Annotated in this window: 23 protein-coding genes; 16 read left to right on the top strand and 7 right to left on the bottom strand. The window is 73.6% G+C overall.

The window, feature by feature from the left end:
- The first annotated feature begins 122 nt into the window (after positions 1–122).
- From ABD990_RS01115 to ABD990_RS01085, 7 genes are all read left to right on the top strand, one after another.
- Positions 123–953, top strand: coding sequence for a hotdog family protein (locus ABD990_RS01115; protein ID WP_345377716.1), 831 nt, complete (start codon positions 123–125; stop codon positions 951–953).
- A complete protein-coding gene (locus tag ABD990_RS01110; RefSeq protein WP_345377715.1) occupies positions 950–1,771 on the top strand; it encodes an alpha/beta fold hydrolase in 822 nt (273 codons plus the stop codon). The genes ABD990_RS01115 and ABD990_RS01110 overlap by 4 nt, the downstream gene beginning before the upstream one ends.
- Positions 1,768–3,432, top strand: coding sequence for an AMP-binding protein (locus ABD990_RS01105; RefSeq protein WP_345377714.1), 1,665 nt, complete (start codon positions 1,768–1,770; stop codon positions 3,430–3,432). Before ABD990_RS01110 ends, ABD990_RS01105 begins: the two co-directional genes overlap by 4 nt.
- Positions 3,433–3,527: 95 nt before the next feature.
- Complete coding sequence (ligA, locus tag ABD990_RS01100) at positions 3,528–5,867, top strand: NAD-dependent DNA ligase LigA (protein WP_345377713.1); 2,340 nt, start codon at positions 3,528–3,530, stop codon at positions 5,865–5,867.
- Between the two features lie 163 nt (positions 5,868–6,030).
- Complete coding sequence (locus ABD990_RS01095) at positions 6,031–6,753, top strand: 3-keto-5-aminohexanoate cleavage protein (protein ID WP_345377712.1); 723 nt, start codon at positions 6,031–6,033, stop codon at positions 6,751–6,753.
- A 154-nt stretch (positions 6,754–6,907) separates the two neighbouring features.
- Positions 6,908–7,996: a ferredoxin reductase gene (locus ABD990_RS01090; protein ID WP_345377711.1), complete on the top strand. Its 1,089-nt coding sequence runs from the start codon at positions 6,908–6,910 to the stop codon at positions 7,994–7,996.
- 72 nt (positions 7,997–8,068) lie between these two features.
- Entirely contained in the window at positions 8,069–9,286 is a 1,218-nt protein-coding gene (locus ABD990_RS01085) for a fatty acid desaturase family protein (protein ID WP_345377710.1), read from the top strand.
- A 3-nt stretch (positions 9,287–9,289) separates the two neighbouring features.
- Here ABD990_RS01085 and ABD990_RS01080 read toward each other — a convergent pair whose 3' ends face one another.
- Together ABD990_RS01080 and ABD990_RS01075 are read right to left on the bottom strand one after the other, a co-directional pair.
- Positions 9,290–10,447: a PucR family transcriptional regulator gene (locus ABD990_RS01080; RefSeq protein ID WP_345377709.1), complete on the bottom strand. Its 1,158-nt coding sequence runs from the start codon at positions 10,445–10,447 to the stop codon at positions 9,290–9,292.
- 5 nt (positions 10,448–10,452) lie between these two features.
- Positions 10,453–11,112 (bottom strand): ACT domain-containing protein, encoded by a 660-nt coding sequence (locus tag ABD990_RS01075; protein WP_345377708.1) that lies wholly within the window; start codon positions 11,110–11,112, stop codon positions 10,453–10,455.
- A gap of 289 nt (positions 11,113–11,401) precedes the next feature.
- Between ABD990_RS01075 and gatC the strand changes: the two genes are divergently transcribed.
- From gatC to gatB, 3 genes are read left to right on the top strand one after another with little or no spacing between them, the layout of a single operon-like run.
- On the top strand, positions 11,402–11,728 hold the full coding sequence (gene gatC, locus ABD990_RS01070) for an Asp-tRNA(Asn)/Glu-tRNA(Gln) amidotransferase subunit GatC (protein ID WP_345377707.1): 327 nt from the start codon (positions 11,402–11,404) through the stop codon (positions 11,726–11,728).
- Positions 11,725–13,230, top strand: coding sequence for an Asp-tRNA(Asn)/Glu-tRNA(Gln) amidotransferase subunit GatA (gatA, locus tag ABD990_RS01065; protein WP_345377706.1), 1,506 nt, complete (start codon positions 11,725–11,727; stop codon positions 13,228–13,230). Before gatC ends, gatA begins: the two co-directional genes overlap by 4 nt.
- On the top strand, positions 13,227–14,732 hold the full coding sequence (gatB, locus tag ABD990_RS01060) for an Asp-tRNA(Asn)/Glu-tRNA(Gln) amidotransferase subunit GatB (protein ID WP_345377705.1): 1,506 nt from the start codon (positions 13,227–13,229) through the stop codon (positions 14,730–14,732). The genes gatA and gatB overlap by 4 nt, the downstream gene beginning before the upstream one ends.
- A gap of 220 nt (positions 14,733–14,952) precedes the next feature.
- On the opposite strand, the gene ABD990_RS01055 is transcribed toward gatB, so the two are convergent.
- Positions 14,953–16,119, bottom strand: a complete 1,167-nt coding sequence (locus tag ABD990_RS01055) for a PQQ-dependent sugar dehydrogenase (protein WP_345377704.1) — start codon at positions 16,117–16,119, stop codon at positions 14,953–14,955.
- A gap of 53 nt (positions 16,120–16,172) precedes the next feature.
- On the opposite strand from ABD990_RS01055, the gene ABD990_RS01050 reads away from it, so the two are divergent.
- Complete coding sequence (locus tag ABD990_RS01050) at positions 16,173–17,081, top strand: 2-hydroxyacid dehydrogenase (protein WP_345377703.1); 909 nt, start codon at positions 16,173–16,175, stop codon at positions 17,079–17,081.
- A 4-nt stretch (positions 17,082–17,085) separates the two neighbouring features.
- Here ABD990_RS01050 and ABD990_RS01045 read toward each other — a convergent pair whose 3' ends face one another.
- Positions 17,086–17,526, bottom strand: a complete 441-nt coding sequence (locus ABD990_RS01045; RefSeq protein ID WP_345377702.1) for a PPOX class F420-dependent oxidoreductase — start codon at positions 17,524–17,526, stop codon at positions 17,086–17,088.
- Between the two features lie 95 nt (positions 17,527–17,621).
- Between ABD990_RS01045 and ABD990_RS01040 the strand changes: the two genes are divergently transcribed.
- Together ABD990_RS01040 and ABD990_RS01035 are read left to right on the top strand one after the other, a co-directional pair.
- On the top strand, positions 17,622–18,203 hold the full coding sequence (locus tag ABD990_RS01040) for a DoxX family protein (RefSeq protein ID WP_345377701.1): 582 nt from the start codon (positions 17,622–17,624) through the stop codon (positions 18,201–18,203).
- Positions 18,200–19,075, top strand: coding sequence for a phosphotransferase (locus ABD990_RS01035; RefSeq protein WP_345377700.1), 876 nt, complete (start codon positions 18,200–18,202; stop codon positions 19,073–19,075). Before ABD990_RS01040 ends, ABD990_RS01035 begins: the two co-directional genes overlap by 4 nt.
- 117 nt (positions 19,076–19,192) lie before the next feature.
- Here the strand turns inward: ABD990_RS01035 and ABD990_RS01030 are convergent, their stop codons facing one another.
- The 3 genes from ABD990_RS01030 to ABD990_RS01020 are packed head-to-tail and all read right to left on the bottom strand — an operon-like array spanning position 19,193 to position 22,556.
- Positions 19,193–20,170 carry an aldo/keto reductase gene (locus tag ABD990_RS01030; RefSeq protein ID WP_345377699.1) on the bottom strand — a complete coding sequence of 326 codons (978 nt, stop codon included), beginning with the start codon at positions 20,168–20,170 and terminating at the stop codon, positions 19,193–19,195.
- Between the two features lie 40 nt (positions 20,171–20,210).
- Positions 20,211–22,052: a dihydroxy-acid dehydratase gene (gene ilvD, locus ABD990_RS01025; RefSeq protein ID WP_345377698.1), complete on the bottom strand. Its 1,842-nt coding sequence runs from the start codon at positions 22,050–22,052 to the stop codon at positions 20,211–20,213.
- A 6-nt stretch (positions 22,053–22,058) separates the two neighbouring features.
- Positions 22,059–22,556 carry a PH domain-containing protein gene (locus ABD990_RS01020; RefSeq protein WP_345377697.1) on the bottom strand — a complete coding sequence of 166 codons (498 nt, stop codon included), beginning with the start codon at positions 22,554–22,556 and terminating at the stop codon, positions 22,059–22,061.
- Between the two features lie 296 nt (positions 22,557–22,852).
- Here ABD990_RS01020 and ABD990_RS01015 point away from each other — a divergent pair, with 296 nt between their 5' ends.
- The 3 genes from ABD990_RS01015 to ilvC all read left to right on the top strand — a co-directional run bounded on the left by ABD990_RS01015 (position 22,853) and on the right by ilvC (position 26,384).
- Complete coding sequence (locus tag ABD990_RS01015) at positions 22,853–24,802, top strand: acetolactate synthase large subunit (RefSeq protein WP_345378002.1); 1,950 nt, start codon at positions 22,853–22,855, stop codon at positions 24,800–24,802.
- Entirely contained in the window at positions 24,795–25,304 is a 510-nt protein-coding gene (ilvN, locus tag ABD990_RS01010; RefSeq protein WP_345377696.1) for an acetolactate synthase small subunit, read from the top strand. Before ABD990_RS01015 ends, ilvN begins: the two co-directional genes overlap by 8 nt.
- Before the next feature lie 75 nt (positions 25,305–25,379).
- Positions 25,380–26,384, top strand: a complete 1,005-nt coding sequence (gene ilvC, locus ABD990_RS01005; protein WP_345377695.1) for a ketol-acid reductoisomerase — start codon at positions 25,380–25,382, stop codon at positions 26,382–26,384.
- Positions 26,385–26,419 lie beyond the last annotated feature (35 nt).

The raw sequence follows: 26,419 nt of genomic DNA, 5'->3' as shown, positions 1-26,419 counted from the left end.
TCGCCCAGGTTAGTGCAGCCCGCGCGCTTGACGGCGGGTACGGGCGGGTGGTTCTGTCGAATCACGCAAGAACGTTCGTTCGTGCAGTCGTTCGCACACCGTCGTCGACGAAGGGGGGCCGCGTGACGACCGAGCAGGTCCTGCGACCCGACACCCGGACCGGGCCCGGCCGCCGGTTCGAGGACTTCACGGTCGGGGAGCGCTTCACCAGCGCGCCCCGCACCGTCACGGCCACCGACCTCGCCGACTTCACCCGGCTCTCCGGCGACGACCACCCGCTGCACGCGGGGCCGGACGGGATCCTGCAGGGCCCCTTCGGCATCGCCGTCGCGATGGGCCTGCTGCAGGGCCTCGGCCTGCACGGCCCGGCGGTCCGCGGGCTGCTCGACACGCACTGGAGCTACCGGCTGCCGCTGCGGGTCGGCGACACGGTGCGCCTGGAGATGACGGTCGTGCGCTGCCGCCGCACGGGCAAGGGCGACGGTGGCGTCGTCACCCGGCACATGCGGCTGGTCGACGAGCAGGGCCGCACCGTGCAGGAGGGCACCACCTCCGCGCTGGTCGACGCCGCCGGCCCGGGCCCCGACCCGGTCGGCCGCGCCTTCGGCACCGTCGCGTGGGGCGAGGCGCTCGTCGCCGCGCTCACGCCGGAGTTCGGCGAGTCGCTGGCCACGTGGGACGGCGCGATCGGGCTGCGCGCCGGCGAGCACGAGGTCAGCCTGCGGGTCTACCGCGGCAAGGTCATCGAGGTGGCCGGCCGCGCGGCGCTGGGTCCCACCTTCACCGTCGAGGCGGACGAGCTGACCTGGACCGAGCTCGTCACCGCGCCGACCAACGAGTTCACCCGCTTCGCCATGTCCGGCCGGTTCGGCATGCGGGGCAACGGCTACGAGTACCTGCGCCTGACGAGGGCCCTGCACCTGATCGTCGACGCGGCCCGGGGGATCGCATGAGGTACATCGGGATCGGCGGCGCCCTCGCGTTCGTCGAGGAGCACGGCCCGGGCGGGGACGGCGCGGCCGGGGTGCCGGTGCTGTGCCTGCACACCGCCGGGCAGAGCGGGGTGCAGTGGCGGCACGTCGCGCCGGCGCTCGCGGCCCGCGGCTTCCGGGTCGTGGTGCCGGACCTGCCCGGCCACGGCCGTTCCGAGCCCGCGCCCGGCGGCCCGGTGACCGACCTCGGCGACTACGCCGCCTGGTGCCTGGAGCTGATCGACGCGCTGGGCCTGGAGCGCCCGTACGTCGTCGGCTGCTCGATCGGCGGCAAGATCACCCTCGACCTGGCCTGCCGGGCGTCGGAGCGGCTGGCGGGCGTCGTCGCGATGGCGGCGAACGCGTGGACCGGCGGGACGCCCTCGGAGCGGGGGCTGCGCCGCGAGCTGTCGGACGTCGCCGCCCCGAGCCGTACGGACCGGACCTACCTGGGGACGCTCGCCGTCGTCGGACGGTCCGTGCCGGCGGAACGGGCCGAGCTGATCGCGACCATGCACCGGCGCGAGGACCCGGCCGTCTCCAACTCGGACCTGATCGGCTGGACCACGCACGACCTGCGCGACCGGCTGGGCTCGGTGGCCTGCCCGGCGCACCTGGTCGTCGGCGCGGACGACCTGTGGGTCCCGGCCGCCGGCACCCGCGCGGCGGCCGCAGCGATCCCCGGCGCGCGCTGCACGGTGCTCGACGGGATCGGGCACTATCCGATGGAGGAGATCGAGGGCTTCGACGGCGTGCTCGCGGGCTGGCTGGCGGAGCTCGGGAGCGAGGTGGCGGCATGAGCGAGGACCTGGCGGAGGAGCGCGAACCGCTCGTCGCCCCGCACCCCGTGTCGCCGCACCCGGCCTCCGGGCCGGTCCCGCGCGACCTCCCCGACCTGCTCGGCCGGATCACCGCCCGGGACGCCGACGCCGTCGTCGTGCTGGACAAGGGCCCGGCGGGGGAGCGGATCCCCGTCACCCGCGGCGAGCTGTGGCGGCGCACCGGCGCGCTCGCCGAGGAGCTGCGCACCCGCGGGATCGGCGCCGGCGACTGCGTCGCGGTGTGGATGCCCAACTGGAGCGACGCGCTGGCCTGGCAGTTCGCCGTGGCCGCACGCGGGGCGCACGTGATCGGGATCAACACCCGCTACAACGTCGAGGAGGTCCGGCACGTCCTCGACCGCGCCCGACCGAGGCTCGTCGCCCTGGCCCACGACTTCCACGGCCTCGACCTGCTCGGCCGGCTGAAGGACGCGATCGGCGACGGGCCCGCCCCGCCGGTCGCGGTCGTCGCCGGGCCGGGGCGGGAGGTGCCGGACCCGGCGGTCGCGGACGTCGGCGGCGGCGCCTGGGTGCCCACCCTGACCGAGGGTGGGGTGCCGGGCTCGGACCCGGCGGACCTCGCGGTCGCGTTCACCACGTCCGGCTCGACCGGCATGCCGAAGCTCGCCGCGCATTCCGCCGCCGGCGTCCTCGCGCACGCGGCCGCCGACGCCGCGACGATCGGGATCGCCGAGGGCGAGCACGTGCTCTGCGCGCTGCCGCTCTCCGGCGTGTTCGGCTACCAGACCGCGATGGCGGCACTGGCCGCCGGCGGGGTCTGCGTGTTCGCCCCGGTCTTCTCGGCCGACGCGGTGCTCGACGACATGGCGGACCTCGGCGTCACCCACGTCGTCGGCGGCGACGACCTCGTGCTGCGGCTCGCCGACGCGTGGCGGAGGCACCCGCGGGACCTGTCGGCCTGGCGCTGGTGGGGCGTGGCGGACTTCCAGGGCCGCTCGCGCGAGCTGGCCGCGTGGGCGCGGGACGAGTTCGGCACCCTCACCTCGGGCGTCTACGGCTCGTCCGAGCTGTTCGCGCTCACCTCCCACTGGCCGCACGACGAGCCGGAGCCGGCCCGCTGGGTCGGCGGCGGCCGCGTCGTGCACCCGGGCATCGAGGTACGGGTGGCCGACCCGGTGACCGAGGAGGTGCTCGCCCCCGGGCACGAGGGCGAGCTGCAGTTCCGCGGGCCCAACGTGGTCGACGCCTACCTGGGCGCCGAGGTCCCGGAGGCGTTCACCCGGGACGGCTGGTTCCACTCCGGCGACCTCGGCACGATCGTCGACGACGGGGTCTTCGCGTACGTCTGCCGGATGGGCGACGCGCTGCGGCTGCACGGGTTCCTGGTCGACCCCGCGGAGATCGAGGTGCGGCTGGCGGCGCACCCGGACGTGCACACCGCGAAGGTCGTCGGCGTGCCCGACGCCGAGGGCGCCACGGTGGCCGTCGGGTTCGTCGTGCCGGAGGAGGGGCGCGCGCCGGAGCCGGCCGCGCTGCGGGCGTGGTGCGCCGAGGGGCTGGCCAAGTTCAAGGTGCCCGAGACGGTGCACGTCATCGAGGCCATGCCGACCACCTCGGGGACCAACGGCACCAAGATCCGCGCCGCCGCACTGCGGGAGTGGGCCGCGGCCGCGCGCTGATCATGCCGTTGGCCGTCCGACCGGGTGGGCCGGTCGGGCGGCGCGGCGCGCGGAGGTCGCCCGTGGTTGTCGGTGGCGGCCACTAACCTGCACCCGTGAGCCCGGACAGTGTCCCCACCAGCACCGTTCCCGACGACGTGCGGGAGCGGCACGCCGCGCTGGCCAAGGAGGTCGCGGACCACCAGTTCCGCTACTACGTGCTCGACGCGCCCGTGGTCTCGGACGGACAGTTCGACGAGCTGTGGCGCGGGCTGATCGCGCTGGAGGAGGAGTTCCCCGAGCTCCGCACCCCGGACTCGCCCACCCAGAAGGTCGGCGGGAGGTTCTCCACCGAGTTCACCGCGTACGACCACCTCGAGCGCATGCTCAGCCTGGACAACGCGTTCAGCGAGGAGGAGCTGCGCGCCTGGGCGGAGCGCACCGTCCGCGAGGTCGGCTCGGACCTGCACTACCTGTGCGAGCTGAAGATCGACGGGCTCGCCGTGAACCTGCTGTACGAGAACGGGGTGCTCACCCGCGCGCTCACCCGGGGGGACGGGCGCACCGGCGAGGACATCACGCTCAACATGCGCACCCTCGAGGAGGTGCCCGAGAAGCTCACCGGCACCGAGGCGTTCCCGGTGCCCGACCTCGTCGAGGTGCGCGGCGAGGTGTACTTCCGGCTCGAGGACTTCCAGCGGCTCAACGCCGCGCTCGTCGAGTCGGGCAAGCCGCCCTTCGCGAACCCGCGCAACACCGCGGCCGGCTCGCTGCGGCAGAAGGACCCGCGGGTCACCGCGTCGCGCAACCTGCGGCTGATCTGCCACGGGCTGGGCAAGCGCGCGGGCTTCACGCCGGTCACGCAGTCGCACTCGTACGAGGCGCTGCAGGCCTGGGGGCTGCCGGTCTCCACCCGCACCGTCGTGTTCACCTCGGTCGACGAGGTGGTGGCGCACGTCGCGTACTGGGGCGAGCACCGGCACGACATCGAGCACGAGATCGACGGCGTGGTCGTCAAGGTGGACGAGGTGGCGCTGCAGCGCCGGCTCGGCGCCACCTCCCGCGCGCCGCGGTGGGCGATCGCCTACAAGTACCCGCCGGAGGAGGCCTTCACCACGCTCCTCGACATCCAGGTCAACGTCGGGCGCACCGGGCGGGTCACCCCGTTCGCGGTCATGGAGCCCGTCCTGGTCGCGGGGTCCACCGTCTCGATGGCCACCCTGCACAACGAGGACGAGGTGCGTCGCAAGGGCGTGCTGATCGGCGACCGCGTGGTCATCCGCAAGGCGGGCGACGTGATCCCCGAGGTCCTGGGCCCGGTCACGGACGTGCGCACCGGGAGGGAGCGGGCGTTCGTCATGCCCACGCACTGCCCCGAGTGCGGCACGGAGCTGGTGCGGCAGAAGGCCGGCGACGTCGACCAGCGCTGCCCCAACGCCCGCTCCTGTCCCGCGCAGCTGCGCGAGCGGTTGTTCCACGTGGCCGGCCGCGGGGCCTTCGACATCGAGGGCCTGGGCTACGAGGCCGCCACGGCGCTGCTGAGGTCCGGTGTGGTGCGGGACGAGGGGGACGTCTTCGCCCTCACCGAGGAGGACCTGCTGCAGGTCGACCTCTTCCGCACCAAGGCGGGCGCGCTGTCGGCCAACGGCCGCAAACTGCTGCAGAACCTGGAGGCGGCCAAGGACCGGCCGCTGTGGCGGGTGCTCGTCGGCCTGTCGATCCGGCACGTCGGGCCCACGGCCGCGCAGGCGCTGGCCCGCGAGTTCCACTCGCTCGAGGCGATCGAGACCGCGGCCGCGAGGGCGCGGGAGGAGACCGAGCAGGCCGGCGTGGAGATCACGTCGGACGGCTCGGAGGAGGACCTCGCGGAGGAGGGGGTGGAGCAGACCGCCGAGGGGACCCCGGAGGCCGAGGGTACGGACCTGCCGGCCGACCCGTCCGGGGACACCGACCCGGAGGTGCTCGCCGCCGAGGCGGAGCGGACCCAGAAGGCTGCCACCCGGGCACAGGCGAAGGCGGTCGCCGCGGCGCTGGCGCCGATCGCCGGCGTCGAGGGCGTCGGGCCCACGATCGCCGCGGCCGTGCGGGACTGGTTCTCCGTCGACTGGCACTGCGAGGTCGTCGCGAAGTGGCGCGCCGCGGGCGTGCGGATGGTCGACGAGGTCGACGAGTCCGTCCCGCGCACCCTCGAGGGCATGTCGATCGTGATCACCGGCTCGATGGAGAACTTCTCCCGGGACGAGGCCAAGGAGGCAATCATGGCCCGCGGTGGCCGGGCGGCGGGCTCGGTCTCGAGGAAGACCGCGTTCCTCGTGGCCGGCGACGCGCCGGGGTCCAAGTACGACAAGGCCGTCGAGCTCGGCATCCCGGTGCTGGACGAGGAGGGCTTCCGGGTGCTGCTGGACCGCGGGCCCGAGGAGGCCACCCGACACGCCGAGGCCGCGTCGGGATCGTGACACGCGTCAGCAGTTGGAGGGATCTCCCGGACCGGTCGCGCTGCCCCGCGGGTCCGGCGCACTAGGCTCGCGGCCTCCGCTCCCCGCAGGGACCTGACCGGTGGTCGCGCCGGCCGGGTCCGGCGCGGGTGCGGCGCGGATCCTGGGCGAAGGAGGAGGCACGGTGCTGCAGGCGGTCCTGAACGGTTCGCGTCCGGAGGACGCGCACCCGGCGCTGCCCGTCCTGGCCCGGCACCTCGCCCGGGACGCCCGCGCCGTCGCCCGCCTCGGCGTCCGCTCCGTCCACGTGCACCCGCGGGACCCGCTCGGGCACGAGACGATCGACCCGGTCCACGTGGGGGACGCGGTGGCGCTCATCCGGCAGGAGGCGCCGGGTATCGAGATCGGCGTGACCACCGGCCGCTGGATCCAGCCCGACCCGGCACTGCGCATCGAGGCGGTGCGCGGCTGGGGCCGGCTCGGGGTGGGCAAGCCGGACGTCTGCTCGGTCAACGTGCACGAGAAGGGCTGGGTCGAGGTCTGCCGCACGGCCGCCTCGGTCGGCATAGGCGTGGAGCTCGGGGTGTGGACCAGCGGGGACGCGGTCACGCTGCGGCAGAGCGGCGTCCCGCCCATGACCGTCCGCGTCCTGGCCGAGTCGACGGTGGTGTCGGACCCGGAGACGGCGGTCGCGGAGGCGGTCCGCATCGTGCGAGCGCTCGGCCAGCTCCCCGTGCCGGTGCTGCTGCACGGCGAGGAGGACGGCGCCTGGCCGGTGCTGGAGTACGCGCTGCGGATGGGCGTCGACACCCGGATCGGTTTCGAGGACGTGCTCGTCCGGCCGGACGGTTGGCTCGCCACGGGCAACGACGACCTCGTCCGCGCCGCGCTCGCCATCCGCGTCTGACCGCGCGCGGAACGACGCCGAAACCCCCGGGGTTCCCGCTCCGACCGATCGTCACGCCCGGTCGTCGAGCTTGTTGGTCCGGCAACAGAAAGCGACCACAGGCCGTGGCTGTCGTCGTGGTTACCGGCGGGTGGCGCTCCCTAGCGTTGGAGTCATGAGCTCCGCAAGTCGATTCCGGGACAGCCGCGTGGCCCGGCGCGTCCGGGCGGTTGCCGGGCTACTGATCACCCCGCTGGTGCCCGACGACGTCCTGGGCACCCTGAACCCGATGTGGTCGCGGTCCGCGCCGCGCGCCCGGGTGGTGCGGGTGGTCCGCGAGACCCCGGACACCACCACGCTGGTGCTGCGCCCGGGCACGCCGTTCGCGCGGCACGTGCCGGGCCAGTACCTCGGGCTCGGGCTGCAGGTCGACGGCGTCTGGCACTGGCGGACCTACTCGGTCACCTCCCGGCCGGGCGATCCGCTGCTGTCGGTCACGGTCACCGCGGTGCCCGGCGGGGTCCTGTCCGGGCGGCTCGCGCACGACACGCCCGTGGGTACCGTCGTGGGGCTGGGCCCGGCTGCCGGGGAGTTCACGCTGCCCGAGCCGACGCCGGAGAAGCTGCTGTTCGTCACGGCGGGCAGCGGCATCACGCCGGTGATGGGGATGCTGCGCTCGCTCGATCCCGCCGCGCTGTCCGGCGCCGTCCTGGTCCACTGCGACCGCACGCCCACGGACGTCGTGTTCGGCCCGGAGCTGCGTGCACTGGCCGCGCGCACCGGGCTGCGGCTCGTCGAGCGCCACACCGCCGGGGAGGGCCGGCTCACGCCGGACGCCCTGGCGGACGCGGTGCCGGACTGGGCCGTCCGGGAGACGTGGGCCTGCGGGCCGGCCGGCCTGCTCGGCACCCTCGCCGAGCACTGGGAGCGCGCGGGCGACCCGGAGCTGCTGCACGTGGAGCGGTTCGCGCCCGCGCGTGCCGCGAGCGCGGAGGGCACCGGCGGCCGGATCACCTTCACCACCAGCGGCCTCGTCGCCGACGCCGCCCCGGACACCCCCGTCCTGCTCGCCGGTGAGGCCGCCGGCGCCCTGCTGCCGAACGGCTGCCGGATGGGCATCTGCCACACCTGCGTCGGGAAGCTGCAGGCCGGCGCGGTCCGGAACCTGCAGTCCGGCGAGCTGATCGACGCCGCCGACCAGCCCGGCCGCCCCGTGCGCACCTGCGTCTCGGCCCCGACCGGCGACATCACCCTCGACCTCTGACCCGTGAGCGGCAACTGCCCCTCGGAGGGGCACTCGTCCCTCACGACCCCCACTGAGCTGGAGAGACACCGCATGTTCCGTCGCGACCCCCAGGCCCCCGCCGAGACCGTCCGCGAGGCCGTCCCCGCGGTCGTCCCCGAGGTCGTCTCCGCGGCCGCGCACCTCACCGACGAGCAGGTCGAGGCGCTCGGCGCGGAGCTCGACGCGATCCGCGAGGAGGTCGAGGCCTCCCGCGGCGAGCGCGACGCCCGCTACATCCACGCCGTGATCCGCGCCCAGCGGGGACTGGAGTTCGGTGGCCGCGGGCTGCTGCTCTTCTCGAAGTTCCCGCCGGCCTGGATCGCCGGGACCGCGGCGCTGTCGGTCGCGAAGATCCTCGAGAACATGGAGCTCGGGCACAACATCCTGCACGGCCAGTGGGACTGGATGCGGGACCCGAAGATCCACTCGACCACCTGGGACTGGGACCACGTCGACCCGGCCGAGTTCTGGAAGCGCTCGCACAACTACGAGCACCACACCTTCACCAACATCCGCGGCAAGGACCGCGACCTGGGCTACACGGTCATGCGGATCATGCCGGAGGAGGAGTGGCGGCCCGCGCACCTGCTGCAGCCGCTCACCAACGTCGGGTTGTCGCTGATCTTCGAGTACGGCATCGCGCTCTACGACATCGAGACCGACAAGATCCGCAGCGGCGAGAAGACCTGGGCCGAGGCGAAGCCGCAGATCGCGGCGACGCTGCGCAAGATCGGCAAGCAGGCGGCCAAGGACTACGTGCTGTTCCCGCTGCTGTCCGGCCCGTCTGCGCTGTCGACGCTCGTCGCGAACTTCACCGCGAACACCGTGCGCAACGTGTGGTCGCACGCGGTGATCTTCTGCGGGCACTTCCCCGACGGCACCGAGACCTTCGAGGAGGAGCGGCTCGAGGGCGAGACCCAGGGCCAGTGGTACATCCGCCAGATGCTCGGCTCGGCCAACCTCACCGGCAGCAAGGCGATGCACCTGATGACCGGCAACCTGTCGCACCAGATCGAGCACCACCTCTTCCCCGACCTGCCCAGCAACCGCTACGCCGAGATCGCGCCCAAGGTGCGGGACATCTGCGAGCGCTACGGCCTGCCGTACAACGCCGGTCCGCTGCCGAAGCAGTACGCGAAGGTCTGGCGCAAGATCATCCGTCTGGCCTTCCCCGGTGGCCACGAGCGCTACGGCGCCCCGAAGCCCACACCGCGCTCCCGGATCGGCCGGGCGGTCCGCCGCGCCGCCCCGGCCCGCGTCGCTGCGTAGGCCTCAGGGTTTCGCGTCGAGGGCGCGGAGGCCGACCGTCAGCTCCAGGCGTTGAGCGGGGTCGTCGAGGGCCTCGCCGTAGGTCTCCCGCAGGCTCGCGAGGCGGTAGCGCACGGTCTGCGGGTGCACGTGCAGGGCCGCGGCCGCGGTGCTGACGTCGCCGTGGGCGTCCAGCCACGCCCGCAGCGTCTCCAGCGCCCGGGCCGCCGCCCCCGAGGGCATGTCCTGCAACGGCCCCGTGACCCGCTCCCGCAGGTCGGCGGCCAGGTCCGGGGCGCCGACGAGCAGCAGCTCGACGAGATGGGTGTCGGCCCGCAGCAGCGGGTCGCCGTCCCGCGCGAGCAGCCCCGCCGCATGGGCCGGCCAGGCGGACTGCGCCCGCGCGGCGGACCGGTGCGCCTCGACCGCCGGCACCACCGGGCCGAGCACCGCCGGCCGCTCCTTCAGCGCGGCCCGCACCGTCTCGTGGAGCCCGTCCCGCACCGCGGGCACGAACGCGATCCCCGCGGGATCGAGGTCGGCCGCGACCGCGCCGGGGATCCGGGCGGCGACCTCCACGGCGTCGTCGACGACGAGCGCCGCCAGCCGGGCGGGCACGGTCCAGCCCGCCGCCGTGGCCAGCCGCTCGATCTCCGCCGGCTCGGCCGGCGGCCGCGCGACCATGCCCTCGACCAGGGCGTGCCGCCGGGTCTGCAGGGACCCGGCCTGCATCGCCTCCTCCTGCGCCCACCCCGCGACCGACGCCGCGGACAGCTGCTCGACGTAGGAGAACAGCGCCTCGGCCAGCGCGAAGATCACGTCGGGCGGCAGCGCGCGGGCGACCGGACTCTCGCCGACCGCCCGCCACACCGTGCGGGTGCCGACCTGGTAGGCGCTCTGCAGCGCGGCCAGCGTGCGTCCCTCGCGGTGCTCGACGCGCCCCAGCTCGGCGTAGATCCGGGTGTCCGGCAGGTCCGTGTCCGAGCCGAGCAGCCCGACGAACTGGTCCAGCGCCACCGTGACGCCCTGGGTGATCCGGTTGCCGAAGTTGCCCTTCAGCGGGCGGGCGTACTCGGCCACCTGCGCCCGGACCTCGGCGATGATCTCGTCCGTCGCCCCGACGACGTAGGGGCGCAGCGCCTTCCCCGCCGCCGACGGGACGCGCGCCCAGGGCCGGTCCACGGCGATCAGGACCCCAGGACGGCCGCGACGATGCCGGCGAGGTGGGTCAGCCGCGCCAGCTCCGAGGGCCGGAACGCCGGTCCGCCGGGGCGCCCGACGACCAGCGCCTTGGCCGGTAGCGAGGTGCCGAACGGCGCCGCGGCGAGCTCGGTGTCCAGTGCGCTCCACGGTTCGGGCACCCAGTGCACCTCCGGGTCCACGATCATCGCCTTGTCCAGCGGCAGCCACGGCAGGTCGCCGGCCCGCGTCTCCGGGGCGGCCGGGGAGTCGGCGAGCCGGTAGGAGCGGCCCTCCTCGCGCACGGCGACGATCGCCCAGCCCGCGCGGAACAGCCGCGGGACCTCCTCGGCGAGCCGCGTCAGCCCGTGCTCGGGGTCCGAGGCGATCGCGTCGACCAGCTCCAGCTCGCGGTGGGTGTCCAGGCGCCCGCTGTAGGGCCGCACGGACTCCACCTGCACGCCGGGCACCGACTCGGCGGCCGTGATCAGGACGTCCGGCGGGCGCCCGGACGGCAGCTCGACGGCCAGGTCGTCGACCGCCTGCCCGTCCGTGCGCTCGACGACGTCGACACCCAGGATGTCCGCCCCGGCGTCGCCGAGGGCCGTGGCGACCGCGCCCAGGATGCCCGGTTTGTCCGGCAGGACCACCCGGAGCAGGAACGACACTCGCCACGCCTCCTTCTGACCGACCGCATGCGACGACGGCGCCCGCCCACCTCGGCCGGGGGCGTCGCCGGAGGTCGATCCTGCCAAACGCACGGGGCCCGCGGACAGGCGCAGGGGGTTGACAGCGCGGGCGAAACCCGTCGGCGGAGTGTCGGTGGGCGCGAATAGACTGGTGGCCGAGCGGGCGAGGTGCCCTCCGCCAGACCCAGGCGCGCCCCCGCTCGAGACAGATTTCCCGAGGGCCGTGGCCTCCCGCTGCAGGTCCGCACCCGTCTCCTCGAGGAGGGACATGCCCGCCGACGCTGGGCCCGATACCGGAGGGGCCATCTCCCGGGACGAGGTCGCGCACCTCGCCCGGCTGGCCCGGCTGGCCGTCACGGACGCCGAGCTCGACGTCTTCGCCGGCCAGCTCGACGTCATCCTCGGCGCCGTCGCCCGCGTGGGCGAGGTGGCCGCCGAGGACATCCCGCCGACGTCGCACGCGGTGCCGCTGCAGAACGTCTTCCGGCCGGACGTCCGGCGCCCCGGGCTGAGCCAGGAGCAGGCCCTCGCGGGGGCCCCCGCCGCCGAGGAGGGCCGCTTCCGCGTGCCCCGGATCCTGGGGGAGGAGCAGTGAGCGAGCTGATCCGCCTCACCGCGCACGAGCTCGCGTCGAAGATCCACTCCGGGGAGGTCTCGGCCGTCGAGGCGGTGCAGGCCCACCTGGACCGGATCGCCGAGGTCGACGGCGAGGTCCACGCGTTCCTGCACGTGGCGACCGAGGCCGCGCTGGCCAACGCCGCGCTGGTCGACGAGGCGGTCAGGGCCGGCACCGCACCCGCCTCGCCGCTGGCCGGCGTGCCGCTGGCGCTCAAGGACGTGTTCACCACCGTGGACATGCCCACGACCTGCGGCTCGAAGATCCTCGAGGGCTGGCGTCCGCCGTACGACGCCACGCTCACCGCGCGGCTGCGCGCGGCCGGGATCACGATCCTGGGCAAGACGAACATGGACGAGTTCGCCATGGGCTCCTCCACCGAACACTCGGCGTACGGGCCCACCCGCAACCCGTGGGACCTCTCCCGGATCCCCGGCGGGTCCGGCGGTGGGTCCGCGGCCGCGCTCGCCGCGTTCGAGGCGCCGCTGGCGATCGGCACGGACACGGGTGGCTCGATCCGCCAGCCGGCGGCCGTCACCGGCACGGTGGGCGTCAAGCCGACCTACGGCGGGGTGTCCCGGTACGGCCTCGTGGCCTGCGCGTCCTCGCTCGACCAGGGCGGGCCGTGCGCCCGCACGGTGCTCGACGCCGCGCTGCTGCACGAGGTGGTCGCGGGGCACGACCCGCTCGACTCCACCTCGATCGACGCGCCCGTCCCGGCCGTCGTCGAGGCCGCGCGGATCGGCGCGCAGGGCGACCTGTCCGGCGTCCGGGTCGGCGTGGTGCGCGAGTTGGGCGGCGAGGGCTACCAGCCCGGGGTGCGGGCGTCGTTCGACGCCGCGCTGCGTCGGCTGGAGAAGCTCGGCGCCGAGGTCGTCGAGGTGTCCTGCCCGCACTTCGAGTACGGGCTGGCGGCGTACTACCTGATCCTGCCCAGCGAGGTGTCGTCGAACCTCGCCCGGTTCGACGCGATGCGCTACGGCCTGCGCGTCGACAAGGGCGCGTCGGCCGAGGAGGTCATGGCGGCGACCCGCGAGGCCGGGTTCGGCCCCGAGGCCAAGCGCCGGATCATCCTGGGCACGTACGCGCTGTCGTCGGGCTACTACGACGCCTACTACGGGCAGGCGCAGAAGGTCCGCACGCTGATCAGCCGGGACTTCGCCGCCGCGTTCGAGCAGGCGGACGTGCTGGTCAGCCCGACCGCGCCGACCACGGCCTTCCCGATCGGCGAGAAGGTCGACGACCCGCTGGCCATGTACCTCAACGACCTCGCCACCATCCCGACCAACCTCGCCGGCGTCGCGGGCATGTCGGTGCCGTCGGGCCTGGCGGAGGAGGACGGCCTGCCGGTCGGCCTGCAGATCATGGCGCCCGCGCTGGGCGAGGCCGTCATGTACCGCGTCGGTGCGGCCTTCGAGGCCGCGCGCGACGCCGACGAGGGCGGGCCGCTGATCGCCCGCGTCCCGGAGGTCGCGAAGTGACAACCACCGCTCCCGCACTGGTCGACTACGACGAGGTCGTGGCCCGCTACGAGCCGACCCTCGGGCTCGAGGTGCACGTCGAGCTGTCGACCAGCACCAAGATGTTCTGCGGCTGCCCCACGGACTTCGGCGCCGAGCCGAACACCCAGGTCTGCCCCACCTGCCTGGGGCTGCCCGGCTCGCTGCCCGTGGTGAACCGGGCCGCGGTGGAGGCCGCGATCCGGATCGGGCTGGCGCTGAACTGCTCGATCGCGCCGTGGGGCCGGTTCGCGCGGAAGAACTACTTCTACCCGGACATGCCCAAGAACTTCCAGACCTCGCAGTACGACGAGCCGATCGCGGTCGACGGCTGGATGGACGTCCAGCTGGAGGACGGCGAGGTCGTCCGCGTGGGGATCGAGCGCGCGCACATGGAGGAGGACACCGGCAAGTCGCTGCACGTCGGCGGCGCGGACGGGCGGATCCACGGCGCGGAGTACTCGCTGCTCGACTACAACCGGGCCGGCGTCCCGCTGATCGAGATCGTCACGAAGATGATCCCGGGCACGGGCGCGCGGGCGCCGGAGGTGGCGCGCGCGTACGTCACGCAGCTGCGGGACCTGATCAAGTCGCTGGGCGTCTCGGACGTGCGCATGGACCAGGGCTCGATGCGGTGCGACGTGAACCTGTCGCTCTCGCCCGCGGGCTCCGGCGTGCTCGGCACCCGCACCGAGACCAAGAACGTCAACTCGCTGCGGTCGGTCGAGCGGGCCGTCCGGCACGAGATGCAGCGGCAGGCCGGCGTGCTCGACGCGGGCGGCGCGATCGTCCAGGAGACCCGGCACTTCGAGGAGCAGTCCGGCACCACCCGGCCGGGCCGGCGCAAGGAGACCTCGGAGGACTACCGGTACTTCCCGGAGCCCGACCTGGTGCCGATCGCGCCGAGCGCGGAGTGGGTCGAGGAGCTGCGCGGCACCCTGCCGGAGCTGCCCTGGGAGCACCGCAAGCGCATCCAGGAGGCCTGGGGCCTGTCGGACGAGGAGCTGCGGGACCTGGTCAACGCCGGGGCGCTCGAGCTCATCGAGGCCACCGTCGCCGCGGGTGCGCCGGCCGGGGAGGCCCGCTCCTGGTGGGTGGCGTACCTGGCCCAGCAGGCGAACGCCCGCGGGGTGGAGCTGGCCGGGCTGCCGATCACCCCGGCGCAGGTCGCCCGCGTGATCGCGCTGGTGGCCTCCGGGGACCTCAACAACAAGCTGGCCCGCCAGGTGGTCGACGGCGTGCTGGCCGGCGAGGGCGAGCCGGACGAGGTCGTCGAGAAGCGGGGTCTGAAGGTCGTCTCGGACGACTCCGCCCTCGTCGCCGCCGTCGACGAGGCCCTCGCGGCCCAGCCGGACGTCGTCGAGAAGATCAAGGCCGGCAAGGTCCAGGCCGCCGGCGCGATCGTCGGCGCGGTCATGAAGGCCACCAAGGGCCAGGCCGACGCCAAGCGGGTCCGGGAGCTGATCCTCGAACGCTGCAGCTGACCGCTGTCCGTGCGCGGTAGGTGGTGCCCGAGCACCGCCTACCGCGCACGACCTGTCCACAGCGGGCCGACGCCGCCCCTCCAACCGGGCCGGGCCGGTTGCCGGAGCGGGCAGCCCTTCCCACAGCGGTGATCACTGGTCGTGGACGGGAAAGGTCGGAATCCGACCGCGCGCGTCCAGGACTGATGATCATGGTCCTCCGCCGGCTCGGCCGGTGCGGTCAGGCGCGGGAGGCCCCGCCCCCGCTGGGCGGCTGGATGCGGATCACGCGGTCGTCGCTGGCGACCGGCTTCCCGCCGGACTTGTTGACCGTGCCCAGCCAGAGCAGGCCGTCCGAGCCGAGGGTGGCGGCGGCGAGGCGCCCGTAGACGTTGGCCAGGAGGGTCTCGGGAGCGCCGGAGAAGCTGCCGTCGTCGGCGGGGCGGAGCACGGACAGCGCCGCACCACCGGTCAGCGCCACCACGACCACGCCGGGCTGGGCCATGCAGCCCGCGACGCCGGGGCGGTCCGGCCAGGTCCACGCGGCGGGGCCGAGCGGGCCGGGCGCGACCCGGTAGAGCACGTCGCGCGAGGCCGCCCGGTCGGTGACCCACACCGACTGGCTCGTCGTGTCCTGGCAGATCCCGCCCGGCTGGGACAGTCCGGTGCTCAGCACCGGCGAGCCCGGGTTCGGGTTGGCCGCCGCGGGCCGGCCGAGGGTGTCGATCCGCAGCACCTTGCCGTTGAGCGCGGTGGGGGCGGGGGCGGGGTCGCCGGCGTTGCCGGTCGCGACGAGCAGGGTGTTGCCCGCGTCCGTGCCCAGGGCGCCGCCGTTGCCCGACGGGCCCTTGGGGATGCCGGTCAGCACCGGCTTGGGCGGCTCGTTCGGCGCCAGCCGCAGCACGCGGTTGTCCTCGGGGGTGGTGGCGTAGGCGTAGACGAGCTGGTCCTCCTGGTAGGTGGGGGAGAGCACCAGCCCGGTCAGCCCCCCGCCACCGGCCGCGTCGACCGGGACGGTCGCGATCAGCACCGGCTCCTTGCCGCGCTCCACCCGCAGCACCCGGCCGGTGGCGCGCTCCCCGACCAGCGCCGACACCCCGTTCGGCAGCACCGCGACCGCCGCGACGGGATCGAGGCAGGTGGCGACGACCTGGGGGTCCGGGTCGTCGCACCCGGCGGGGGCCTGGGGGCCGCCCGGCTCGGGGGAGCCGTCCCCGTCCTCGTCGCCCGGCTCGCCGCCCGGTTCCTGCTGCACGGACGGAGGGCCGCCCAGCTCGCCCTGCCCCTCGGTCTTCTCCTGCCAGTCCCGCGGGCCCTCGTCCGGAAAGGTCGCGCAGCCCGCGAGCAGCCCGAGCAGGCCGATCAGCGCGACCAGCGCGAGCCGCAGACGGGGAGGGCGGTGGCGCACGGTGATCAGGCTAGGCGCGGTGAGGTGAGCGGCCGGTGAGTAGCGTCGACCCCATGACGGTGGTCCTGGTCCCACATCCGCGCGGCGCCGACGCCCTCGCCGACCTGGCGCTTCGCCCCCTCGTCTACGACCCCGCGAAGCCGCTGCCCGAGGGCGCCGAGGAGGCCGAGGTCCTCGTGCCGCCCTTCCTCGCCACGGGCAAGGTCGTGGAGCTCGCCGATCAGCTGCCGAACCTCAAGCTGGTGCAGCTGCTCACGGCGGGCGCGGAGGCGTGGATCGGCAAGCTGCCCGCGGGCGTCCTGCTGTCGGACGGCAAGGGCGCGCACGGCGGCGCGACGGCGGAGTGGATCGTCGCGGTGCTCCTCGCGGTGTACCGGGAGCTGCCCGGCTTCGTGCGGGCGCAGGAGCGCGGCGAGTGGACCCAGCACGTCACCGACGAGCTCGGCGGGAAGCGGGTGCTGATCGTCGGAGCCGGGGACGTCGCGGAGAACCTGGTGCGGCGGCTCGAGCCCTTCGAGGTCGAGATCACCCTGGTGGGCCGGCGGAAGCGCGAGGGCGTGCACGGCATCGACGAGGTCCACGACCTGCTCCCGCACCACGACGCCTGCGTGGTGATCGTCCCGCTGACGGACGAGACCCGCGGGCTGGTCGACAAGGACTTCCTGGCCGCTATGCCCGACGGGGCGCTGCTGGTCAACGGCGCCCGGGGCCCGGTCGCCGACACGGACGCCCTGCTCGCGGAGCTCCGCAGCGGGCGGCTGAAGGCGGCCCTCGACGTCACCGACCCCGAGCCGTTGCCCGCCGGCCACCCGCTGTGGGAGGCGCCGGGCCTGCTGCTGACCCCGCACGTCGGCGGCAGCGTCCCCGCCGCGATGCGCCGCGCCTTCAGCGTCATGCGCGAGCAGCTCGAGTACTACGCGCGCGGGGAGGAGCCGCCGAACGTGGTGCGGAACGGGTACTGACTCCCTAGTCCTCGGTGCCGACGTCGTTGCCCTGGTCGACGAGCGTCTGCCGCTCCGGCGTGATCCACAGGATCACCCGCTCGGACTTGATCATCTCCGGTGGGTAGTCCTCGCCGTTGTACTTCTGCGAGAGCTCGTCGATGTGGGTGCGCGCCTCGTCGCCGGTCGTCGTGTCGGTGACGCGGCCGCGGACCTCCGCGTAGCGGTACGGGTTGTCCTCGTCGCGGATCAGGACGGTGATGCGGGAGTCCCGGCCGACGTTGCGGGCCTTCGCGCGGTGCACCTCGGTGTTGAGCACCAGCCTCCCGTCCTTGATCCCGCACCAGATCATGTGGTTCTGGATCCGCCCGCTCGGGAAGACGGTCGCGACGGCGGCGAAGTTGGCACCGTCGGCCAGCTTGACGGTGTCGGGGTGCAGTTCGGGTCCGTCCAGGGTGTCCGCCATGGTCATCGGGATGCCCGTGCCCCGTGGGGCGAAACCTGGTGAACACGCTGGTCGGCGGCGCCCCGGAAGGGTCGGGCGCGGATAGTCTCGGCGCCATGACCGATCCCACCCGGCAGTTCGACATCGGCACGCTCGGCGGGACCCAGCCCCCGGCCAAGGACACGGACCGGCGGCCCGTCGCGTGGAGCGGCGGCGCCGACGTCGGCATGCTGCTGCTGCGCCTCGGCGTCGGCGGAATCTTCGTGGCCCACGGTCTGCAGAAGGTCTTCGGGATGTGGGGCGGGCGCGGGATCGGTGAGACGACCACGATCCTGACCGATCTCGGGTTCCGGCAGGCTCCGGCGCTGGCGTGGGCGCTCGGCTTCGGCGAGCTGATCCTCGGCGCGATGCTGGTCCTCGGGCTGTTCACCCCGCTCGCGGCAGCCGGGCTGCTCGCCGTCAAGATCTGCGCGGTCGTGGTGAAGTGGGGCAGCCCGTTCTTCGCCGCCGACTCGCCGAACGCGCTGGAGCTCGACGTCGCACTCGGCGCCGGCGTCGCCGCCCTGCTGTTCGTCGGGGCCGGGCGGATCTCGCTGGACAGCGGCCGGACCTGGCAGCGCCGCCCCGTGCCGTGGGCCGTGCTCTTCCTGGTGGTCGGGGTCGTGGTCGCCGTCGGCGTGTTGTTCGGCCTGCGGTGACGGACTGGCTGCCCGCCGTCGCCCGACGGCTCGGCGGTCCCGTGGAGATCGTCGGCCGGGGCCCGCTGACCGGGGGGTACGTGGCGGCAGGTGTCGAGCGCGTCGACCTGCGGCTCGGCGACCGGACGGTGCCGGTCGTGGTCAAGCCCGCGGCCCCGGTGGAGGTCGCCGCGATGCGGGCGGTCGCCGTGGTCGAGGGCGTAGGGGTGCCGCGCATGCTGCATCCCGACCCGCTGGTCCTGACCTGGGTCGAGGGCGAGCCCGCCCGGGAGGGCGACCCCGTGCCCGACGACGTGTGGCGGAGCGTCGCGCGCGTGCACCGGCACTGGTTCCGCAAGCGGGCCCGCGGCATTCCGGTGGTCGACGCCACGTGGTGGGCCGGGCTGTGCGACCGGACCCTCGTGGCGCTGCGCGGTGGCGCGGAGCGCAGCGGCGAGCCCGCCTACTCGCGCGCGGCGGACCTGGTGACGGAGTGGGCGGGCGACGCGCGTATCCGCGCCGCGCTCGCCCTCCTGCCCCGGACGCTCTGCCACGGCGACCCGCACCGCGGCAACATCCTCGGGACGACGCTGATCGACTGGGGCAACGCCCGGATGGCCCCGGCGGGCCTGGACCTCGCGGTCCTCGAGGCCCAGGGCAGGTGCGACGAGTCCGCGTACCGCGCCGAGGCGCCCGCCCTGCCCGGCCCGCTCGCCGCCGTCGAGCAGGAGTGGGCGCGGGCCCACGTGCACGTGCAGTACCTCGGCTTCGCCGCGGACCACCTCGGCGCAGCCCGCGTGACCGAGATGGTCGACACGGCCGCAGACGCCCTCGCCCGCCTCGGCCCGGCCCTCACCACCTGCACGAACGGCACTCTCGCTCACCAGGAATGAGCGAACGGCACTCTCGCTCACCAGGAATGAGCGAACGCGCCGGTCGTGCAGCGTCGGCCTTCGTGAGCGAACGGCACTTCCGCTCACCAGGAATGAGCGAACGCGCCGTTCGTGCAGTCAGCGGCCGACGGTGCGCTGCAGGTGCTCGGGGTAGCGGGCGCCGGCCACGCCCGCGCCGACGGCGTCGAGCTCGGCGACCTCCTCAGGCGTGAGCTCCAGGGCCGCGGCCTCGACGTTCTGCTCCAGGTAGGTGCGGCGCTTGGTGCCCGGGATCGGCACGACGTGCTCGCCCTTGGCCTGCACCCAGGCCAGCGCCAGCTGCCCCGCGGTCACGCCGCGCTTCTCCGCCAGCGCCTTCACGGTCTCGACGATCGCGAGATTGGCGGACAGGTTCTCCTCGCTGAAGCGGGGCAGCCCGGCCCGCATGTCCTTCTCGCCGAACTGCGACGTCGAGGTGATCGAGCCCGTGAGGAAGCCCCGCCCGAGCGGGGAGAACGGCACGATCCCGATCCCGAGCTCCGCGCAGGTGGGCGCGATCTCCGCCTCGATGTCGCGGGTCCACAGCGACCACTCGCTCTGCAGCGCGGTGACCGGGTGCACGGCGTGGGCGCGGCGGATCGTGGCCGCGCCCGCCTCCGAGATGCCCGCGTACCGGATCTTGCCCGCCGCGACGAGCTCGGCGAGCGCGCCCCAGGTCTCCTCGACCGGGACCTCGGGGTCCACCCGGTGCTGGTAGTAGAGGTCGATGTGGTCCACGCCGAGGCGGGTGAGGGACTCGTCACAGCACTGCTTCACGTAGGCGGCGTCGCCGCGCGCGGCCTGGTTGCCCTCGGCGTCCCGGACGATGCCGAACTTGGTGGCGAGCACGACCTCGTCCTGCCGGTCCCGGATCGCCCGGCCGACGAGCTCCTCGTTCGCCCCGGCGCCGTAGACGTTCGCGGTGTCGAGCAGCGTGACGCCCAGGTCGAGCGCCCGGTGGATCGTCGCGATCGACTCGGTCTCGTCCCCGGTGCCGTAGCTCTGGCTCATGCCCATGCAGCCGAGGCCCTGGGCGGAGACGGTCAGCGAGCCGAGCGTGCGGGTCGGAAGGGTCATGACCGTGAACCTACGCCGACCCGCCCGCCGGTCGATCGCTTTACGGCACGTGCCGGACGGCGCCGGTGTCGGCGGAGGTCGCCATCGCGGCGTAGGCGCGCAGAGCCTTCGAGACCACGCGGTCGCGGTCCTTCGGGGTCCACGGCCGCTCGGAGGCCTCCATCTTGGCGCGGCGCTCGGCGAGCACCTCGTCGTCGACGAGGATCTGCAGGGTGCGCTCACGGACGTCGATGAGGATCCGGTCCCCGTCCTCGACCAGCCCGATCGCGCCGCCGGCCGCGGCCTCGGGGGCGACGTGGCCGACCGAGATGCCGCTGGAGCCGCCGGAGAACCGCCCGTCCGTGACCAGGGCGCACTTCGCGCCCAGGCCCGCGCCCTTGAGGAACGCGGTCGGGTGCAGCATCTCCTGCATGCCCGGCCCGCCCGCGGGGCCCTCGTACCGGACGACGAGCACGTCCCCGGGCTGGATCTGCTTGGTGAGGATGACCGACACGGCCTCCTCCTGGCTCTCGACGACCCGGGCCGGGCCCTCGAACCGCCAGATGTCCTCCGGGATGCCGGCGGTCTTGATCACCGCGCCGTTCTCGGAGAGGTTGCCGCGCAGCACGGCCAGCCCGCCGTCCGCGGTGTAGGCGTGCTCACGGTCCCGGATGCAGCCGCCCGCCGCGTCCGTGTCCAGTGACGACCAGCGGTTCTCCGTGGAGAACGCCTCGGTGGTGCGGACCCCGCCCGGCGCGGCGTGGAAGAGCTCCACCGCCGTCTCCGAGGGGGCCGAGGAGCGGATGTCCCATGTCGAGAGCCACTGCTCGAGCGAGGGGGAGTGCACCGTGTGCACGCCCTCGTTGAGCAGCCCGGCCCGCCACAGCTCGCCCAGGATGGCGGGGATGCCGCCGGCCCGGTGCACGTCCTCCATGTGGTAGTCCGAGTTCGGCGAGACCTTGGCCAGGCAGGGCACCCGGCGGGAGATCGCGTCGATGTCGGCGAGGGTGAAGTCGACCTCGCCCTCCTGCGCCGCGGCCAGGATGTGCAGCACCGTGTTGGTGGAGCCGCCCATCGCGACGTCGAGCGCCATGGCGTTCTCGAACGCCTCCTTGGTGGCGATGTTCCGCGGGAGCGCGGACTCGTCGTCGTGGGCGTACCAGCGCTTCGCCAGGGCCATCACGGTGCGGCCGGCCTCGAGGAACAGCTCGCGGCGGGCGGCGTGCGTGGCGAGGGTCGAGCCGTTGCCCGGCAGCGAGAGCCCGAGGGCCTCGGTGAGGCAGTTCATCGAGTTCGCGGTGAACATCCCGGAGCAGGAGCCGCAGGTCGGGCACGCGGAGCGCTCGACGATCGACAGCCCGTCCTCGTCCACCGCCGAGGACGCCGACGCGGAAATCGCGGTGATCAGGTCGGTGGGAGCGTGCGCCACCCCGTCGACGACGACGGCCTTGCCGGCCTCCATCGGCCCGCCGGACACGAAGACCGTGGGGATGTTGAGCCGCATCGCGGCGTTGAGCATGCCCGGGGTGATCTTGTCGCAGTTGGAGATGCAGACCAGCGCGTCCGCCGCGTGCCCGTTGACCATGTACTCGACGGCGTCGGAGATGATCTCGCGGGAGGGCAGCGAGTAGAGCATGCCGCCGTGGCCCATGGCGATGCCGTCGTCCACCGCGATGGTGTTGAACTCGCGCGGCACGCCCCCGGCCTCGCGGATCGCCGAGGCGACGAGGTCGCCGAGGTCCTTGAGGTGCACGTGCCCGGGCACGAACTGGGTGTAGGAGTTGGCGATGGCGACGATCGGCTTGCCGAAGTCGTCGTCGCCCATACCGGTGGCGCGCCACAGGGAACGGGCACCGGCGGCGTTGCGGCCGTGCGTGGTGACTCTCGAACGAAGGGCCGGCATTCGACGTCAGGTCCTTTCGGGGGTCGACGGGGGCTCCGACGTCGTCGGGGCCTCCGCCTGTGCCGGATCGGGCAGCCTGCCGCCGGACACGGCGGCCAGTGCGGGAAGGTCGCGGACGTGGACGGTCGGCAGCGGTAGCTCGGTCCCGTCCGTCAGCACCGCACTGACCCGGGATTTCTTGCCCAGTCGCAGCGAGCTGATCTCGTCCCACGGTACGCGCCGCGAGGAGAACAGACGACGGACGGTGACCGACTCCGCGTCGACGACGGTCCGGATCCGCAGGATCCAGTACGAGAACGCGACCGGGAGCACGTACACCAGCCACAGCCACGGCGCCCCGAACGCGAACGGGATCGCCGTGACCAGGAAGAAGGCGGCGGCGGCCAGGGCCAGCGGCGAGCGGCGGAAGGACAGCCGCGTCGGGGTGGTCCGCGGGGGCAGCCTGTCCGTCGAGGCGACGCGCCCCTCCGCGAGGCCCGGCCTGCTGGTCTGCTCTGCGCTCACGTCCTCCATGGTGGCACCTTCCCCCGACGGTCCGGACGGGGTGCGCCTCCCACGATCCGGGACCTCCAGTCCCAGCCGGTTGACGCCCGCCTCCGCGCGCGTGTTAACGTCGTCGCCATGTCCGCCCTCCGAATTCTCGTACTTCCCAGGCGCGTCCACGCCTGAGTAGCTCCCGAGTACTCGGACCACGACGCGCCACCCTCGTCACGCCTGGCCCAGGCGGCGGGGGTTTTTTCATGTCCAGGGCGCCCACCCCAGCACCGATCGTCGGCATCGACAGCAGCGAGGCAGCGCAGATGACCACCGCCACGCCCCGTCCCGGCACCCCGGGACCCAAACCGGCACCGCCGCCGGGACGCGCAGGAGTGTCCGCGGGCCGCCAGAACGGCGCCCCCGGCCAGCGTCCCGACGTCGTGCCCGGGCCGCGATCCGGCCCGGAGCAGGTGACCGGGGCCCAGTCCCTCGTGCGTTCGCTCGAGTCGATCGGGTGCGACACCGTCTTCGGCATCCCCGGCGGGGCGATCCTGCCGGCGTACGACCCGCTGCTGGACTCGACGAGCGTGCGGCACGTCCTCGTGCGGCACGAGCAGGGCGCGGGGCACGCGGCCACCGGGTACGCGCAGGCCACCGGCAAGGTCGGGGTCTGCATGGCGACCTCGGGCCCGGGTGCGACGAACCTCATCACCCCGCTCGCCGACGCGCACATGGACTCGGTGCCGATCGTCGCGATCACGGGCCAGGTGGCCCGGCCGCTGATCGGCACGGACGCGTTCCAGGAGGCCGACATCACCGGCATCACCATGCCGGTGACCAAGCACAACATGCTGGTGACCGAAGCCGCGGAGATCCCGCGGGCGATCGCCGAGGCGTTCCACCTGGCCGCCACGGGCCGACCCGGCCCGGTGCTGGTGGACATCTCCAAGGACGCGCTGCAGGCCCGGACCACGTTCTCGTGGCCGCCGGAGCTCAGGCTGCCGGGCTACCGCCCGACCACGCGGCCCCACGGCAAGCAGATCCGCGAGGCGGCCCGCATGATCGCCGCCGCGCGCCGTCCGGTGCTCTACGTCGGCGGCGGCGTCATCAAGGCCGAGGCGTCGGCCGAGCTGCTGCAGCTCGCCGAGCTCACGAACATCCCGGTCGTCACCACGCTGATGGCGCGGGGGGCCTTCCCGGACAGCCACCCGCAGCACGTCGGCATGCCCGGCATGCACGGCACCGTCGCGGCGGTCGGCGCGATGCAGAAGGCCGACCTGCTGATCGCGCTCGGCGCCCGGTTCGACGACCGGGTCACCGGTCAGCTGTCGACCTTCGCGCCCGACGCGAAGATCGTCCACGCCGACATCGACCCGGCGGAGATCAGCAAGAACCGACGTGCGGACGTCCCGATCGTCGGCGACTGCAAGGAGATCATCACCGAGCTGCTCGAGGCGGTGCGGGCCGAGCGGGAGGGCACCGTCGCCGACCTGACGGCCTGGTGGCGGCAGCTCGACCACTGGCGCGGCACCTTCCCGCTCGGCTACGACTGGCCGGACGACGGCTCGCTGTCGCCGCAGTACGTCATCGAGCGGATCGGGGCGATCGCCGGCCCGGACGCGCTGTACGCCGCGGGCGTCGGTCAGCACCAGATGTGGGCGGCGCAGTTCGTCAAGTACGAGAACCCGCGCACCTGGCTCAACTCCGGCGGCCTGGGGACCATGGGCTACGCGGTCCCCGCGGCCATGGGCGCCAAGACCGGCGCGCCGGACAAGGTCGTGTGGGCCATCGACGGCGACGGCTGTTTCCAGATGACCAACCAGGAGCTCGCCACCTGCGCGATCGAGGGCATCCCGATCAAGGTCGCCGTGATCAACAACGGCAACCTGGGCATGGTCCGGCAGTGGCAGACGCTCTTCTACTCGGAGCGCTACTCCAACACCGACCTCGGCACGCACAAGCACCGGATCCCGGACTTCAAGCTCCTCGCCGAGGCGATGGGCTGCGTCGGGCTGCGCGCGGAGTCGAAGGACGACGTCGACCGGGTCATCCGGCAGGCGATGGAGATCAATGACCAGCCCGTCGTCATCGACTTCACCGTCGGCGCGGACGCACAGGTCTGGCCGATGGTCGCGGCCGGCACCGGCAACGACGAGGTCATGGCGGCCCGCAACATCCGCCCCCTGTTCGACGGCGACGAGCTGTCCGCCGGCGTCGACGAGGTCAGCGAGGTCACCGAGCGGGCACTGGAGGACGGGGCGTCCGATGACTGAGACCCACACGCTGTCCGTCCTCGTCGAGGACAAGCCGGGTGTGCTGGCCCGGGTGTCGGGCCTGTTCTCGCGCCGCGGGTTCAACATCATCTCGCTCGCCGTCGGGCAGACCGAGACACCGGGGATCTCGCGGATGACGATCGTCGTCTCCGTCGAGGACTTCCCCCTCGAGCAGGTCACCAAGCAGCTCAACAAGCTGATCAACGTGATCAAGATCGTCGAGCTCGAGCCCGCCGCCTCGGTGCAGCGCGAGCTCCTGCTCGTCAAGGTGCGCGCCGACGCGAGCGTGCGCAGCCAGGTCCTGGAGACCGTGCAGCTGTTCCGGGCGAAGGTGGTCGACGTGGCCCCCGAGGCCCTCACCGTCGAGGCCACCGGGACGATGGACAAGCTGAACGCGCTGCTCCGGATGCTGGAGCCCTACGGGATCCGCGAGATGGTGCAGTCCGGGATGGTGGCCGTGGGCCGCGGACCCCGGTCCATCACCGCCACGTCGGCCCGCTGAGGACCTGCTTGCCCGGGTCCGGACAACGGCACTGATACTGAGCACCACCCCCTTGGAGAGGACTTCCCACCCGTCATGAGCGTCAACATCTACTACGACGACGATGCCGACCTGTCGATCATCCAGGGCCGCAAGGTCGCGGTGATCGGCTACGGCTCGCAGGGGCACGCGCACGCGCTCTCGCTCCGTGACTCGGGCGTGGAGGTGAAGATCGGCCTGCCGGAGGGTTCCAAGAGCCGGCAGAAGGCGCAGGACGAGGGTCTGGAGGTGCTCACCCCGGCCGAGGCGTCGGCGTGGGCCGACCTGATCATGATCCTGGCGCCGGACACGAAGCAGCGCTTCATCTACGCGGACGACGTCGCGCCGAACCTGAAGAGCGGCGACGTGCTGGCCTTCGGCCACGGCTTCAACATCCGCTACGACCTGATCAAGCCGCCGTCGGACGTCGACGTCGTCATGATCGCCCCGAAGGGGCCGGGCCACCTGGTCCGCCGCCAGTACGTGGACGGCAAGGGCGTGCCCGCGCTCATCGCCGTCGAGCAGGACGCCTCCGGGAACGCGAAGGCGATCGCCCTCTCCTACGCGGCCGGGATCGGCGGCGCCCGCGCGGGCGTCATCGAGACCACCTTCAAGGAGGAGACCGAGACCGACCTGTTCGGCGAGCAGGCGGTGCTCTGCGGCGGTGCCGCGGCCCTGGTGCAGACCGGGTTCGAGGTGCTCACCGAGGCCGGCTACGCCCCGGAGATCGCGTACTTCGAGTGCCTGCACGAGCTCAAGCTCATCGTCGACCTCATGTACGAGGGCGGCATCGCCAACGAGCGCTTCTCCATCTCCGACACCGCCGAGTACGGCGACCTCACCCGCGGTCCGCGCGTGGTCAACGCCGCGACCAAGGAGGAGATGAAGAAGATCCTGGGCGAGATCCAGGACGGCACCTTCGCCCGTGAGTGGGTCGCCGAGGACGAGAACGGCCGCCCGAACTTCACCCGCCTGCAGAAGGAGGGTGCCGAGCACCCGATCGAGCAGGTCGGCGAGAAGCTCCGCGGCCTGATGAGCTGGGTGGGCGAGAAGGCCAAGTGACCCCGTGAGCGGCAACTGCCCCGAGAGGGGCACTC

Source organism: Pseudonocardia yuanmonensis (genome assembly GCF_039542425.1).
Taxonomy (GTDB): domain Bacteria; phylum Actinomycetota; class Actinomycetes; order Mycobacteriales; family Pseudonocardiaceae; genus Pseudonocardia; species Pseudonocardia yuanmonensis.
This window is presented reverse-complemented; position numbering and strand designations above follow the sequence as displayed.

Coding starts and splice junctions, on each gene's coding strand:
- ABD990_RS01110 (WP_345377715.1), top strand. CDS start 950: ATGAGGTACATCGGGATCGGCGGCGCCCTCGCGTTCGTCGAGGAGCAC.
- ABD990_RS01105 (WP_345377714.1), top strand. CDS start 1,768: ATGAGCGAGGACCTGGCGGAGGAGCGCGAACCGCTCGTCGCCCCGCAC.
- ABD990_RS01090 (WP_345377711.1), top strand. CDS start 6,908: ATGAGCTCCGCAAGTCGATTCCGGGACAGCCGCGTGGCCCGGCGCGTC.
- ABD990_RS01085 (WP_345377710.1), top strand. CDS start 8,069: ATGTTCCGTCGCGACCCCCAGGCCCCCGCCGAGACCGTCCGCGAGGCC.
- gatC (WP_345377707.1), top strand. CDS start 11,402: ATGCCCGCCGACGCTGGGCCCGATACCGGAGGGGCCATCTCCCGGGAC.
- ABD990_RS01050 (WP_345377703.1), top strand. CDS start 16,173: ATGACGGTGGTCCTGGTCCCACATCCGCGCGGCGCCGACGCCCTCGCC.
- ABD990_RS01045 (WP_345377702.1), bottom strand. CDS start 17,526: ATGGCGGACACCCTGGACGGACCCGAACTGCACCCCGACACCGTCAAG.
- ABD990_RS01040 (WP_345377701.1), top strand. CDS start 17,622: ATGACCGATCCCACCCGGCAGTTCGACATCGGCACGCTCGGCGGGACC.
- ABD990_RS01030 (WP_345377699.1), bottom strand. CDS start 20,170: ATGACCCTTCCGACCCGCACGCTCGGCTCGCTGACCGTCTCCGCCCAG.
- ilvD (WP_345377698.1), bottom strand. CDS start 22,052: ATGCCGGCCCTTCGTTCGAGAGTCACCACGCACGGCCGCAACGCCGCC.
- ABD990_RS01015 (WP_345378002.1), top strand. CDS start 22,853: ATGACCACCGCCACGCCCCGTCCCGGCACCCCGGGACCCAAACCGGCA.
- ilvN (WP_345377696.1), top strand. CDS start 24,795: ATGACTGAGACCCACACGCTGTCCGTCCTCGTCGAGGACAAGCCGGGT.
- ilvC (WP_345377695.1), top strand. CDS start 25,380: ATGAGCGTCAACATCTACTACGACGACGATGCCGACCTGTCGATCATC.